Consider the following 14,032-nt stretch of genomic DNA (forward strand, 5'->3'; position numbering starts at 1 on the left):
TTATGGCTTGCCTGCGGCCGGCCGATGCGGCGAGCCCTCATAGGCGGAGACGATCCGCGCCACGAGCTCGTGGCGGATCACGTCTTCGGCGGTGAAATGAACTTGCGCGATACCCTCGACGCCGTCGAGCAGGCGGGTCGCTTCCCACAGGCCGGAGGTCTGGCCGTTCGGCAGGTCGATTTGCGAGGGATCGCCGGTCACGATCATGCGGCTGTTCTCGCCGAGACGCGTCAGGAACATCTTCATCTGCATCGACGTGGTGTTCTGCGCTTCGTCCAGGATGATGACGGCGTTGGTGAGCGTGCGGCCGCGCATGAAGGCGAGTGGCGCGATCTCGATCTCGCCGGTCTGCAGTGCGCGCTCGACGATGCGGGCGTCCATCAGGTCATAGAGCGCATCATAGATCGGACGCAGATAGGGATCGACTTTCTCGCGGAGGTCGCCGGGCAGGAAGCCGAGCCGCTCGCCGGCTTCCACCGCCGGACGCGACAGGATGATGCGATCGACCTCCTTGCGCTCGAAGAGCTGCGCGGCATGCGCGACCGCAAGCCAGGTCTTGCCGGTACCGGCCGGGCCGACGCCGAACACCAGCTCGTGGCGCTTTAGCGCGCGGATATAGGAATCCTGCGCGGCGGTGCGCGCCCGCACCGGGCGTTTGCGCAGGTTGATGCTTTCGAAGGTCGCCTTGGCCGACTTGGCGTCGAACTCGAACAGCGAGCCCTGCGCGATCACGGCGCGGATCGCGCCTTCGACCTCGCCCTGGTCGAGATCCTGCCCTTTCACCGCCTGCGCATAGAGCATCTCGAGCACGCGGCGCGCGGCGTCGCAGCCGTCGCGCGTGCCGCCGATGGTGATGTGGTTGCCCTTGGAATCGACGACCACGCCGAGCCGCCGCTCGACCTGTGCGAGGTTCTGGCCGTAGGGGCCGACCAGCGCGGATGCGGCGCGATTGTCGTCGAAGTCGATGACGACCTGGGTCTCGGGCGGAACTTGCATGTCGCGGTCAAATTTGCGGCTGGGAGCGAAAGTAGGCGAATCCGATGCGCTTTTTGGCAAGGGTTCAGGCTCCAGTGGCGATTGGCGATAAAGCGGGCCCGTGCGCAGGATGCCGCGTCACGAGTTCTCCCAAAAGGCTGTAGCGCTCGAGGCTGTCGATCCGGACCGGCAGGATCTGTCCGATGATGTCCGGCGAAGCCATCACATGCGCGGGCTGCAAATAGGCGGTGCGGCCGACGATCTGGCCGGCGTTGCGCGCGGCGCGCTCGAACAACACGTCGACGGTTGTGCCAATCGCGGCCTTGTTGAAGGCCGATTGCTGGCTGTCGATCAGTTCCTGGAGCCGCTCCAATCGCTGGTCCATCTCGGCCGGGGACACCGTCTCCTGCATGTCCGCGGCCGGTGTTCCCGGCCGGGCGGAATACTTGAACGAATAAGCTGCAGCGTAGCCGATTTGTGCGACAAGCGCGAGGGTGGCGCGAAAATCTTGCTCACTCTCGCCGGGGAAGCCCACGATGAAATCCGATGAAAAAGCAATGTCTTGGCGTGCGGTACGGAAACGGTCGATGACACGCCGATAATCATCGGCGGTATGTTTGCGGTTCATGGCCGCCAGAATGCGGTCCGAGCCGGACTGCACCGGCAGGTGGACAAACGGCATCAGCGCATCCAGATCGCGATGGGCCGCAATCAAACTGTCATCAACGTCGCGGGGATGGCTGGTCGAATATCGCAGCCGCGCAATCCCGGGAACCTGCGCGAGTCGCTCGAGCAATCTGCCGAGCGGCCAGCTTGTCCCATCGGGACCCTCGCCATGATAGGCGTTGACGTTCTGCCCGATCAGCGTGAGCTCGCGCACGCCGTTGTCGACGAGCCGCTTCACGTCGTCGATGATCCTGGCCACGGGGCGCGAGACCTCGGCGCCACGCGTATACGGCACGACGCAGAAGGTGCAGAACTTGTCGCAACCTTCCTGCACCGTGACGAAGGCGGAAATCCCGCGCGCACGGATCGCGTCGGGATTCGGCTGGGCGAGGAAGCCGAACTTGTCCTCGGCCGGAAATTCGGTCTCGATCGCGCGGCCTTCGTCGTCCGCGCGCTTCAATAGCTCCGGCAGATGATGATAGCTCTGGGGGCCGACCACGACGTCGACGACCGGTGCACGGCGCACGATCTCCTCGCCTTCCGCCTGCGCCACGCAGCCTGCGACCGCGATTTGCATCGTGCGGCCCTTGCGCCCGGCCTCGTCCTTGGCAACGCGCAGACGTCCAAGCTCCGAATAGACCTTTTCGGAGGCCTTCTCGCGGATATGGCAGGTGTTGAGGATGACGAGGTCGGCGTCCTCGGCGCGCGCCGTCTCCACGAATCCCTCCGGAGCCAGCGTGTCCACCATGCGCTGGGCATCGTAGACGTTCATCTGGCAGCCATATGATTTGATGTGCAGCTTGCGCGGCGGCTTCATGGAACCCGGATTGAGGTGGAGAACAGCCCTCAGATATAGGCTGGAGAGGCGAAAATCCAGCGATTGGGGCCAAAACCTGTCATTCCGGGGCGCGCTGTTTCTTGCGCCAAAACTTGCGGATTTCAAAACTTGCGGATTTCCAGGTTCACGTGCGCTGCGCGTGCCCCGAAATGACGACGAAGGGGCCGATTTAGCCCGCCAGTGCCTCCGCCTCGACCTGCCGGACAAGTTCCGGCAACTGTCGCATATCGTCGAACGTCAACCCGGCGCCGGCGGCACGCAACCTGGCGGCGTGACCTGGTGGACAGTGGCTGCCGCCGTGAAAGCCCAGCACGGTCATCCCGGCAGCGCACGCACCGGTCACCCCCGGGACGCTGTCCTCGATCACGAGGCACCGTTCCGGCGCGACTTCCATCTGCTCGGCTGCAAACAGAAACAAATCGGGCGCGGGCTTGCCGCGTGCGACCTGGCTCGCGGAGAAGATGTGAGGAGCGAGCATGTCATATAGCCCTGCGCAAGTCAGGCCGTGATGGATCTTTTCCGGTGTGCCGCTCGATGCAACGCATTTGGGCAAATCGATTGCGCCAATCGCTGCGGCAACATGGGTGATCGCCTGCAGATCGCTGGCGTAAAACTGCAGCGTGGCCGCATTCACCTGTTGCTCCAGATCGTCGGGGAGATTGCGGCCGATCTCCTGCTCCACCATCAGCCGCGCGTCCCGCTCGGATACGCCGAGGAAGCGAAGCAGAACCTGCTCCGACGTGATCGGATAGCCGTGCCGGGTGAGCACGTCGGCATGCGCGCGACAGGAGATCACCTCACTGTCGACCAGCACGCCGTCGCAATCGAAGATGATAAGGTCTAGCACGAATACCCAGAGGTGGATTGTTTCGCTGCGCTCGTAATGACGAGATTTGGGTACGCGCGCTCCACAATCTCACTGTCATCGCCCGCGAAGGCGGGCGATCCGGTATTCCAGAGGCCGCGGTGGGATACGGATAGGCCGCGGCGTACTGGATTCCCCGCTTTCGCGGGGAATGACAGTGGTGGGTGGGAAGGCGTTCCCGTGCACATGCGCAACAGGCTCAGATGGGGAGAGGTGAGGAGCGTTCGCCGCACATCGCCATCAACTCGACGGCTTGTCGTCGTCGAGTGGGACGCAATAGAGTTCGAGGCGGTGATCGACCAGCTTGTAGCCGAGCTTGCGGGCGATTTCCGCCTGGAGCTTCTCGATCTCTTCGGAGGTGAATTCGATCACCTTGCCGTCGCGCAGGTTGATGAGGTGGTCGTGATGACTGTCGCGCATCTGCTCGTAGCGCGCGCGGCCCTCGCGAAAATCATGGCGCTCGATGATGCCGGCATCTTCGAACAATTTTACCGTTCGATAGACGGTCGAGATCGAGATCTTGTCGTCCACGGCGACGCAGCGCCGATAGAGTTCCTCGACATCGGGATGATCCATCGCCTCGGCGAGTACGCGGGCGATGACGCGGCGCTGCTCGGTCATGCGCATGCCGGTCGCGGCGCAGCGCGCTTCGATGCCGGTCGCCTTGGTCGCGGAAGAAGGTTTCAGTATGGTCATAGGGTTGTCTGCCTGGCAGGCGCTTCTTGCCATCAATGTTACGACAAGTCACGCCGCATCAGAAGTGCGTTCAGTTGTTCCCCGTTCGGCTGCTTATAGTAGCGTTCGCGCCGTCCCACCACCACGAATCCGGCCCGGTCGTACAGCCGCCGCGCCGGCTGATTATTCTCCTCGACCTCCAGAAATATAGTGCGGACGCCGCGTCCTGCGAGGTGGCCGAGATGGGTCATCAGCAGCGTGCGGGAGAAACCGCGACCACGCTCGGCCTGGTCGACTGCGATGGAGAGAATTTCCGCCTCATCCGCGCCGATCCGCGACACCGCGAAGCCGATCGTCCTGCGACCCAGGCGCAGGCGATGAACCAGCGTGTTGCGTTCGCTGATCATGGTCTCGAACTCGCCTTCGCCCCAACCACGCGCGAAGGATGCGCCATGAAGCTGTGCGAGCCGCGCCGCATCACGCGCGGAAGCGGGCTCGACGGCAGCGGTGCCGCCGCGCCACCATTCCGACAGCCAGCTCATCATGAGGTTGGCATCATGAGGTTGCGGCTTGTGCGGCGAGCGGCGGCTGTGCGGCCGGCTTTGCATCAGGCGCGCGCAAGTAAAACGGCCGCGCCGGCGTGGTGTCGGGATCGGCCGCGGCGCCGAGCCATGCGACCCAGCCGATGTCGGGCGCGCCTTGCGCGTCGACGGCAATCGGTTGCGGTAGATCCTGCGGCCAGCGGTCGGCCAGGATCTTGGCGGCATTGCCGACCAGATGCGGCGCGCCGAATTGCGAGGCCGCAATCGCCTCGTCGACGCTGGCGACCCTCGGCGGGGTGAGCTGGCTGCCGTCGCCGGCCACGATCTGGAAATAGACGTGATCATGCCGTGCATCGATCGCCGAGATCACCGGCGCCGACCCGTTCCGGCCGACGATCGGGGCAGCAAAGGCCGACAGCGTCGTCAGCCCGACGGCAGGCCGCTTTGCTGCGAGCGCGATCCCGCGCGCAGCCGAGATGCCGACCCGCAAGCCGGTGAAACTTCCGGGACCGACGGTGACGGCGACGCGGTCGAGCGCGGTGAATGCGAGATTGGCTGATTGCATGACGCGCGCGATCATCGGCATCAAGGCTTCGGCGTGGCCGCGCTTCATGGGAAGCTGCTCCTGCGCAAGGAGCTCGCCGGCATCGGCATCAAGGGCGGCCGCCGCGCACGCCTCCAGCGCGGTATCGATGGCAAGGATCAGCATGGAAAAGCGAATGGCGAGTGGTGAATGGCGAGTAGCTTAGCCGATCGGAATGTCATTCGCCATTCGCTACTCGCCATTCGCTCAACCGTCACATCGGGCGGACTTCAACCACGTCGGGGACGAAGTGCCTGAGCAAGTTCTGGATGCCGTGCTGGAGCGTTGCGGTCGATGACGGGCAGCCGGAGCAGGCGCCCTTCATGTTGAGATAGACAATGCCGTCCTTGAAGCCGCGGAAGGTGATGTCGCCGCCGTCATTGGCAACCGCCGGCCGCACCCGGGTCTCGATCAGGTCCTTGATCATGTCGACCGTCTCGGCATCCGCCTCGTCGAAGAACTCGTCTTGGTCGTCGAAATCCACATCGTTCGACGCCGTGCCGTCGGCAAGCAGCGGCGCGCCGGACATGTAGTGCTCCATGATGGCGCCGAGGATCGCGGGCTTGAGCTGCTGCCATTCACCGCTCGTCTTGGTGACGGTGATGAAGTCCGATCCATAGAACACGCCGGTGACACCGGGCACGTCGAACAGCTTTTCGGCAAGCGGCGAGCGCGCGGCGGCCTCGCGGCTCGAAAACTCCATCGGGCTGCCGTCGAGCACGAGGCGGCCGGGAATGAATTTCAGCGTGGCGGGATTGGGGGTGGCTTCGGTCTGAATGAACATGGTTTTCTCCGGACGTCGCCGGTTCAAGGCCGGCGCGTGAGCTATCAATTAGCAGATGGCGACGGGGAACGCACGATCAAGGGGCTGCAGGGGCCGTTCCATTGTTATATCAGCGGGTTAGGGCGCCTTCTTGGCCTCTCCCCGTTTGCGGGGAGAAGCGAAGAACCCTGCAAGCTACGACAGCGAATCCACGCTTTGGTCGCTCAGCGCGCCCGAAATGATCGTCACCGGGATCGGGAAGGTCCCCACCGCATGCGCGAGCAGGGCGACCAGCGGTCCCGGGCCCTCCGCGCCGGGACTGGCGGCCAGCACCAGCATGGCGATGTCCGGGTCCTCGTCTATTACCTCAAGGAGCTGTTCCATCGCGCTGCCTTCCCGGATCACCCGCTCCGGCGTGATGGCGGCGATCCCGTTGGCGCGGCCGGCGGCGCGGTCGAGCGCGGCGTTCGCGGCCTCATGCGCCTCGGCGCGCATGATCTCGGCAACGCCCAGCCATTCCTGGTTCTGCTGCTCGGTCTCGATGATGCGCAACATAACCACGCCGCCGCCGGCGCGGATCGCCCAGCGGCTGGCATAATAGACCGCGCGATCCCATTCGGCGGTGTCGTCAACGATGACGAGGCATTTCGGCTTGTGACCCGGCTCGAAGCAACGTCGCGTGCTGGTCATGCATGTCCCGGCGTATCCCTGCCCGGCATGCTGCCACACTCCCTCAGTGTTTGGGAGAGGGAACGGCGGCCGGCGCTGAGGCGCAGGCCGCGTTTTGCACGCGCAATAATCAGCGCCTGCGGATGAAGCCGACGATGTCCTTCGAGAGCTTCATGGTCTCGTCGGCGATCGCGCGGGCCCGGTCGGAGCCATCGTTCAGGATGGCGTCGATGTGGCCGGGGTCGGCGACGAGGCGCTTCATCTCGCCGGCAATGGGCGACAGCTTCGTGACGCAGAGATCGACCAGCGCGTTCTTGAAGCTGGAGAACTGGCCGCCGCCGAAATCGCGCAGCACGTCCGCCTTGGTGCGGCCGGAGAGCGCAGCGAAGATGCCGACGAGGTTGTCGGCCTCGGGCCGTGCTTCCAGGCCTTTCTCCTCGGTCGGCAGCGGCTCCGGATCTGTCTTCGCCTTGCGGACCTTCTGGGCGATGGTGTCGGCGTCGTCGGTCAGATTGATGCGCGAATAATCTGACGCATCCGACTTCGACATCTTCTTGGTGCCGTCGCGCAAGCTCATCACGCGCGTCGCCGGGCCCGTGATCAACGGCTCCGGCAGCGGGAAGAACAGGCCGTCATTGGTGCCGTGGCTGCGGATCGAGTCGCCGAAATCATTGTTGAACTTCTGCGCGATGTCGCGCGAGAGCTCGAGATGCTGCTTCTGGTCTTCGCCGACCGGAACGTGGGTAGCGCGGTAGAGCAGGATGTCGGCCGCCATCAGCACCGGATAGTCATACAGTCCGATGGAGGCGTTCTCCCGGTCCTTGCCGGCTTTCTCTTTGAACTGGGTCATGCGGTTCAGCCAGCCCATGCGCGCGACGCAGTTGAAGATCCAGGTGAGCTCGGCATGGCCCGAGACCTGGCTCTGGTTGAACACGATGTGCTTCTTCGGATCGATCCCGCTCGCGATGAACGCCGCGGTCACTTCGCGGGTGTTGCGCGCGAGTTCGGCCGGCCCGCCCCAGACGTCCACCCCCATCGTGATCGCATGCATGTCCACGACGCAATAGATGCAGTTGTGAGTTTCCTGCATCTTCACGAAGTTGACGATGGCGCCGAGATAGTTGCCGAGATGCAGATTGCCCGTCGGCTGGACGCCCGAAAAGACCCGTTCAACGAATGCCATGGCAAGCCTTCCCCTAGATAATGCGCCGTCGTTTCCAACAGCGGCGCTGCCCCGTCAAGGGCAATTCGCGGGATTTGAGGCGCGAGAGGGCCGCTTCAGAGCGTTAACCGCTTCGCGCCAGGAGGCGACGCCGAGGATTTGCAGGAGCAGGCCGTAGACGGCGATCCCCGCTGCGATCTGCAGGCCCAGCGCCACGAACCTGACGAGGCCGTGGCTGTCGGCGGGCGTAAGGCCTGCGGTCAGCCAGAGCAGGCCGCCCATGACGAGCGCGGCGACCACGATCCGCGGCAACCGCTTTTGGGCGGCGGCGTCAACCGAGAAGCCGAATTCGGATGTGCCTTTCCGTAGCAGGGAGATCGCGCTGCTCCAGGCTCCGGCCGCGATGCTCGCGGCAATCCCCGACGCGTCGAAGAAGTGGCCAAGACCAACCGCGAGCGCGATTGCGACCAGAAATCCCTTGGCCGTTGCCAACAGCGGCGTCGTCGTGTCGCTGCGGGCATAGAAGGCGGGCGACAGTGCCTTGATCAGCACGTGCGCCGGCAGGCCCAGCGCCAGCCAGATCAGCGCGTGCGCGGTCGCCGTGCTGTCGTCGGCGCCGAAGGCGCCATGCTCGAACAGCAGCCGCACGATCGGTTCGGCCAGCATGATCAGGCCAAGCGTCGCCGGCAATGCGAGCCCGGCGGCGAGCTCGAGCGCGCGCGATTCCGCATGCGCCACCGCGTGGCGGTCGCCGCTGCCGACCGCGCGCGTCAGCTCGGGCACCAGCACCGCGCCCATGGCGACGCCGACAATGCCGAGCGGCAGCTCGACCAGGCGATTGGCGAAATAGAGCCACGAGACGGCGGACGGCGTTGCGGAGGCGATGATGGCGCCAGCCACCATCAGCCATTGCGGTCCCGAGCTTGCGATCATGCCGGGGATCGCTTTCGCGAAGAAGCCGCGCATCTCCTCATCGAAGCTCACGCGCAAGGGCGTTGCGAGGCGCGCGCTTCGTTGCGACAGCAGCATCATCAGTTGCAGCAGGCCGGCGATCCCGACGGTGGCCGCCAGCGCCCAGGCGGCGAAGCCCGCATCGGCATGCCAGAGCAGGAGCGCCGCGATCGCCGCGATCAAGGCGATGTTGAACAGAAGCGGCGAAAACGCCGTGAGTGCAAAGCGGCTTTGCGCGTTGAGCAGCCCCATCAGCACCGTGACGGGGCCGGCAAAGGCGAGATAAGGCAGCATCAGCCGCGCGTTCTGAACGGCGAGGTCGCGTGTCCCGCTGCCGAGGAAGCCGGGCGCGATGATCGTGATGATCAGCGGCATCAGAACTGCGATGAGAAGCGAGGCTGCGATCAGGGCCACGCTGACCGTGCCGAGCACGCGTCCGGCGAAGGCGGCCGCGGCCTCCTCGCCCTCGCGGTCTCGCACGCCCAGCCAGGCCGGAATCAGGGCCGCATTGAGCGCGCCCTCGCTGAGCAGGCGGCGGACCACGTTAACGAGCTGGAAGGCCGCCAGGAACGCGTCGGCCACCGCGCCGGTGCCGAGCAGCGCCGCGATCAGGGAATCGCGCGCAAAGCCCAGGAGGCGCGAGGCCAGTGTTCCCGTCGAGACGGTCAGGAAGGAGCGGATCATCGCGCGTCATACCATGGCGTTTTCGAGCGAAGTGGTACGTTCGCGTGACGAAAACGCGTCAAAAGATAACCCTTCGTTGCTTGCTCGCGCCGGGCCGAACGTGATAGGCCGCGAGCCGGATTTCGAGCCGAACAGGAAGCGGATTTTCCGCAACATCGCAATCGGGCAACAGGATCAAGGTGAATGGCTGACGCGAAATATGACGTCTTGGGCATCGGCAACGCGCTGTTCGACGTGCTGGTCAGGACCGACGAGGCTTTCCTTGCCAAGCACGGCATGACCAAGGGCAGCATGTCGCTGATCGACGAGGCGCGTGCTGCCGCCATCTACAAGGACATGGGGCCGGCGACCGAGGTCTCGGGCGGCTCGGCCGCCAACACCATCGTCGGCGTGGGAAGCCTCGGGGCGCGCGCGGCCTATGTCGGCAAGGTCAAGGACGATCAGATCGGCAATCTCTATCTGCACGACATCCGTGCCGCCGGCGTCGCCTTCAATACTCCGGCCGCGAAGGACGGTCCGGCCACCGGCTGCTCGTACATCCTGGTGACGGGTGACGGCGAGCGCACCATGAATACCTATCTCGGCGCTGCGCAGGACCTGTCACCGGCCGACATCGATCCGGCCGAGATCGCTGCTGCCGGCATCGTCTATCTCGAGGGCTATCTCTGGGACCCCAAGAACGCCAAGGATGCATTCGTCAAGGCCGCCAAGATCGCGCATGATGCGAGGCGCAAGGTGGCGTTGACACTGTCGGATTCGTTTTGCGTCGATCGCTATCGCGACGAGTTCCTGGCGCTGATGCGCAATGGCACGGTCGACATCGTCTTTGCCAACGAGTCCGAGCTGCACTCGCTCTATATGAGCTCGGACTTCGAAACCGCGCTCAAGCAGCTCCGCAACGACGTCAAGCTCGGCGTGGTCACGCGCAGCGAGAAGGGTTGCGTGGTGGTGTCCCCGGAAGACACCGTCGCCGCGCCTGCGTTCCCGGTCGCGCAAGTCGTCGACACCACGGGCGCCGGCGATCTTTTCGCCGCCGGCTTCCTGTTCGGCCTCGCGCGCGAGCTGCCCTATAAGCAATGCGGCCAGTTAGGCGCGCTCGCCGCCGCCGAAGTGATCCAGCACATCGGCGCGCGTCCGCAGGTGTCGCTGAAGGAGCTCGCCCAGCAGCGCGGGCTGCCGGTGTAGCGGAATTTCCCTTCGCACACTCGCTGTCATCGCCCGGCTTGACCGGGCGATCCAGTATTCCAGAGACGGCGGTAGAATACGGAGAAGCTGCGGCGTACTGGATTCCCCGCTTTCGCGGGGAATGACAGCTTCATGGTGGCTGGCAACTCACGCCGTCTTCGCCGCCTTCAATCCGAGCCGCTTCTCCACGGCCTCGCGCATCAGGAATTTCTGGATCTTTCCGGTCACGGTCATCGGGAATTCGTCGACGAATTCCACGTAGCGTGGGATCTTGTTGTGGGCGATCTGCCCCTCGCAGAAGGCGCGCACCTCCTCGCTCGTCAGCGTCTCGCCCGGCCTGAGGCGGATCCAGGCGCAGAGCTCCTCGCCATAGCGGGTGTCCGCCACGCCAAAGATCTGCACGTCCTGGATCTTGGGGTGGCGATAAAGAAACTCCTCGATCTCGCGCGGATAGAGGTTCTCGCCGCCGCGGATCACCATGTCCTTGATGCGGCCGACGATGTTGCAATAGCCTTCGTCGTCGATGGTGGCGAGGTCGCCGGTGTGCATCCAGCCGTTCGCATCGAGCACGTCGGCGGTCTTCTCCTTCTCTTCCCAATATCCCAACATGACGCTATAGCCGCGGGTGCAGAGCTCGCCGCGTTCGCCACGCTTGACGATCCTGCCGTCGAGATCGACGACCTTGACCTCGACATGCGGATGGATCCGTCCGACCGTGGAGACGCGGCGTTCGAGCGGGTCATCCACGGCGCTCTGGAAACTGACGGGACTGGTCTCGGTCATGCCATAGGCGATCGTGACCTCCTGCATGTTCATCTCGTTGTTGACGCGCTTCATCACCTCGATCGGGCAGGGCGCTCCGGCCATGATGCCGGTGCGCAGCGATTTGAGATCGAATTTCGGGAACTCGGGATGATCGAGCTCGGCGATGAACATCGTCGGCACGCCGTAGACCGCGGTGCACTTCTCCTGTTCGATCGTCCGCAGCGTCACCAGCGGATCAAAGCCTTCGCCCGGATACACCATCGTCGCGCCGAGCGTGACCGAGGCGAGATTGCCCATCACCATGCCGAAGCAATGATAGAGCGGCACCGGGATGCAGATGCGATCCGTCTCGGCCAGGCGCATCGCGCGGCCGGTGAAGTAGCCGTTGTTGAGAATGTTGTGATGGGTCAGGGTCACGCCCTTGGGCGAGCCGGTCGTGCCGCTGGTGAACTGGATGTTGACGGGATCATCGAATTGCAAGACCGCGCCGAGCGCGGCAAGCTGCTCGCGATGACGATCGCCGCCCATGCGCGCGACCTCGTCGAAGGAGATCGTACCGGGCGCAGCGGGGCCGCCGATCTGGATGACGATGCGCAAATCAGGCAGCCGCGCCGCCTGCAATTGCGCAGGTTTGGCGCCGGCAAGCTCCGGCAAGAGCGCGTTCAGCATCTCGATGTAGTTGCTGGTCTTGAACGCCGTCGCCGTGACGATCGCCGCGCAGCCGACCTTGTGCAGCGCGAACTCCAGCTCACTCAGCCGATAGGCGGGATTGATCGTCACCAGAATCAGTCCGGCTTTGGCGGCGGCGAACTGCGTCAGCGTCCATTCCGGGCGGTTCAGCGACCAGATGCCGATTCGCGCTCCGCGCTCGAGGCCAAGCGCGACAAAACCCGCGGCGAGTGCATCGACCCGTTCGGCAAATTCCTTCCAGGTCCATCGCACGCCGTGACTGGGCGAAACCAGCGCCTCGCGATCACCCCAGCGCCGCACCGCCTGATCGAGGCTGCGGCCGATCGTATCGCCAAGGAGCGGCGTGTCGGAGATACCACAAACGTAGCTGTCGGCCTTGTCTGCCATGGTCGCGTCCTCCAGCTTTGTCATTCTCGCTTCATGCCCCGAAGGGCGGGCCTTCGGGGCACGAGGGTACATCCAGCTCGGAGCACGCGCGACAAGGCGCGCATCATACTAAGTGGCTACGCCGCCCTTTGCCCGCTTCCCACATCCAGCCCGGCATATACGCCGCGCTCGAAGCCCGCGAAGGCCTCGAGGCAGTGGGCGTCGACGAACGGCAACACCTGCATCAGGATCACGCCGGAAACATCGCGCGCTGGATCGATCCAGAAATAAGTGTTGGCGAGACCCGCCCAGGCGAGACTGCCGGCGCTGCGGCCTTCCGGCGTTTGGGCAGTGTTGATCAGGAAGGAGAGCCCCCACTTCTTGACGATGTCGGGGAAGAGATCGACGTCGTTGGTGTACATGGGCGCCACCGTCGTCATCTTGCCAATGGTGAGGTCGCCGATGTGGTTTTCGCCCATCAGCGCGACCGTCTCGGGCTTCAGCACCTGATTGCCGTTGCCGCGGCCCTTGTTGAGGATCATCTGGGTGAACTTGATGTAGTCGCCGGCAGTGCTGTAAAGGCCGCCGCCGCCCATGTGGAATTCCGGATTCTGTTCGATCTCGAACGGGATCGGCGCCAGCGATCCATCCTCGCCGCGCGCATGCGTGGCGACCAGCCGCTGGCGCATGTCGTCGGTGATCTTGAAGCCGGTGTCGTTCATGCCGAGCGGCGTGAACATATGGTCGCGCAGATAGGCATCGAGACGCTTGCCGCTCACGGCTTCCACCGCCTTGCCGACGAAGTCGATGTTGATGCCATATTCCCAGCGCGTGCCGGGATCGGACATGATCGGCGTCTTCAGCGCGACGTTCAGGCAGGAGAAGATGTTCGGGGTTCCGGTCTTCTCCAGATATTGCGCGCAGTCGCCGTTCCACACGTTGTAGCAAAAACCGGCGGTGTGGGTCATGAGGTGGCGCAGCGTGATCGCTCCCTTCGCCGGCCGCAGCTTCGGCTCGCCGTTGGCGTCGAAACCTTCGAGCACCTGCGGATTGGCGAGATCGGGCAAAAGATTTCCGATCGGCGCGTCCAGCGAGAGCTTGCCTTGCTCGACCAGTTGCATCGCGCCGGCGCTCGTCACTGCCTTCGTCATCGACGCGATCCAGAACACGCTGTCGAGCGTCATCGCATCGGGCTTGGACAAATCGCGCTTGCCGAACGCGCCCTGATAGAGCACGTCGTTACCGCTCGCTGCAATGGCGACGACACCGGGAATCTCCTTGGCGTCGCTCTTCTGGCGCAGAACCTGATCGATCTCTGCTTGGCTTTGCATACGCGTTTCCTCCGGTTTGGTTATTGTTGGAAGCGATAGATTGTCCTCCTGCAGATCGCGCGCGGCAAGCGCGTCAACCTTAACGTACGGTCGCGATGTCGTGACTTGACGACAGTCGTCCTGCGCAGGACGACAAAGCGACTGAACTGCAACACGTCGACATAAAGTGCGGTGGATGGACGCACTTCGCCGTGACCCCAGAGGGGGTCAGGCGATATGTTTCGAGAGTTTCGAAGCACTTGAAACATTTTGTGCGCTGCGACGTTCGGCCCTGCCGCCGGACCGATGCGGCCCGACGTTAACACTTGATGCAAATTTTGGC

The 14,032-nt window shown here is 64.2% G+C and carries 13 protein-coding genes; 1 reads left to right on the plus strand and 12 read right to left on the minus strand.

The features are described 5' to 3' along the window. The 10 genes from MTR72_RS14120 to murJ all read right to left on the minus strand — a co-directional run bounded on the left by MTR72_RS14120 (nucleotide 1) and on the right by murJ (nucleotide 9,373). Nucleotides 1-996 carry a PhoH family protein gene (locus MTR72_RS14120; protein WP_280967379.1) on the minus strand — a complete coding sequence of 332 codons (996 nt, stop codon included), beginning with the start codon at nucleotides 994-996 and terminating at the stop codon, nucleotides 1-3. Nucleotides 997-1,060: 64 nt separating this feature from the next. Beyond that, nucleotides 1,061-2,458 (minus strand): tRNA (N6-isopentenyl adenosine(37)-C2)-methylthiotransferase MiaB, encoded by a 1,398-nt coding sequence (gene miaB / locus MTR72_RS14125; RefSeq protein ID WP_280967378.1) that lies wholly within the window; start codon nucleotides 2,456-2,458, stop codon nucleotides 1,061-1,063. A gap of 190 nt (nucleotides 2,459-2,648) precedes the next feature. Further along, nucleotides 2,649-3,326: an HAD family hydrolase gene (locus tag MTR72_RS14130; RefSeq protein ID WP_280967377.1), complete on the minus strand. Its 678-nt coding sequence runs from the start codon at nucleotides 3,324-3,326 to the stop codon at nucleotides 2,649-2,651. Nucleotides 3,327-3,584: 258 nt separating this feature from the next. After that, the gene (locus MTR72_RS14135) at nucleotides 3,585-4,040 is read right to left on the minus strand and encodes a Fur family transcriptional regulator (RefSeq protein ID WP_280967376.1); all 456 of its coding nucleotides are present in this window, start codon (nucleotides 4,038-4,040) and stop codon (nucleotides 3,585-3,587) included. A gap of 38 nt (nucleotides 4,041-4,078) precedes the next feature. Further along, on the minus strand, nucleotides 4,079-4,564 hold the full coding sequence (gene rimI, locus MTR72_RS14140) for a ribosomal protein S18-alanine N-acetyltransferase (protein WP_280967375.1): 486 nt from the start codon (nucleotides 4,562-4,564) through the stop codon (nucleotides 4,079-4,081). A gap of 10 nt (nucleotides 4,565-4,574) precedes the next feature. Next, nucleotides 4,575-5,270 carry a tRNA (adenosine(37)-N6)-threonylcarbamoyltransferase complex dimerization subunit type 1 TsaB gene (tsaB, locus tag MTR72_RS14145; protein WP_280967374.1) on the minus strand — a complete coding sequence of 232 codons (696 nt, stop codon included), beginning with the start codon at nucleotides 5,268-5,270 and terminating at the stop codon, nucleotides 4,575-4,577. 88 nt (nucleotides 5,271-5,358) lie between these two features. Then, on the minus strand, nucleotides 5,359-5,928 hold the full coding sequence (locus MTR72_RS14150) for a NifU family protein (RefSeq protein WP_280967373.1): 570 nt from the start codon (nucleotides 5,926-5,928) through the stop codon (nucleotides 5,359-5,361). A gap of 174 nt (nucleotides 5,929-6,102) precedes the next feature. Next, complete coding sequence (locus MTR72_RS14155; RefSeq protein ID WP_280967372.1) at nucleotides 6,103-6,597, minus strand: universal stress protein; 495 nt, start codon at nucleotides 6,595-6,597, stop codon at nucleotides 6,103-6,105. Between the two features lie 109 nt (nucleotides 6,598-6,706). Continuing rightward, on the minus strand, nucleotides 6,707-7,759 hold the full coding sequence (gene trpS / locus MTR72_RS14160; RefSeq protein ID WP_280967371.1) for a tryptophan--tRNA ligase: 1,053 nt from the start codon (nucleotides 7,757-7,759) through the stop codon (nucleotides 6,707-6,709). 54 nt (nucleotides 7,760-7,813) lie between these two features. Next, complete coding sequence (murJ, locus tag MTR72_RS14165) at nucleotides 7,814-9,373, minus strand: murein biosynthesis integral membrane protein MurJ (RefSeq protein ID WP_280967370.1); 1,560 nt, start codon at nucleotides 9,371-9,373, stop codon at nucleotides 7,814-7,816. A 183-nt stretch (nucleotides 9,374-9,556) separates the two neighbouring features. Here murJ and MTR72_RS14170 point away from each other — a divergent pair, with 183 nt between their 5' ends. After that, nucleotides 9,557-10,558 carry an adenosine kinase gene (locus MTR72_RS14170; protein ID WP_280967369.1) on the plus strand — a complete coding sequence of 334 codons (1,002 nt, stop codon included), beginning with the start codon at nucleotides 9,557-9,559 and terminating at the stop codon, nucleotides 10,556-10,558. A 147-nt stretch (nucleotides 10,559-10,705) separates the two neighbouring features. On the opposite strand, the gene MTR72_RS14175 is transcribed toward MTR72_RS14170, so the two are convergent. Both MTR72_RS14175 and MTR72_RS14180 read right to left on the minus strand, forming a co-directional pair. Further along, a complete protein-coding gene (locus MTR72_RS14175) occupies nucleotides 10,706-12,400 on the minus strand; it encodes an AMP-binding protein (RefSeq protein WP_280971155.1) in 1,695 nt (564 codons plus the stop codon). 116 nt (nucleotides 12,401-12,516) lie between these two features. Next, on the minus strand, nucleotides 12,517-13,710 hold the full coding sequence (locus tag MTR72_RS14180; RefSeq protein WP_280967368.1) for a serine hydrolase domain-containing protein: 1,194 nt from the start codon (nucleotides 13,708-13,710) through the stop codon (nucleotides 12,517-12,519). Nucleotides 13,711-14,032: the final 322 nt, after the last annotated feature.

Source organism: Bradyrhizobium sp. ISRA442 (genome assembly GCF_038085055.1).
In the GTDB taxonomy this organism is placed as follows: Bacteria; Pseudomonadota; Alphaproteobacteria; order Rhizobiales; family Xanthobacteraceae; genus Bradyrhizobium.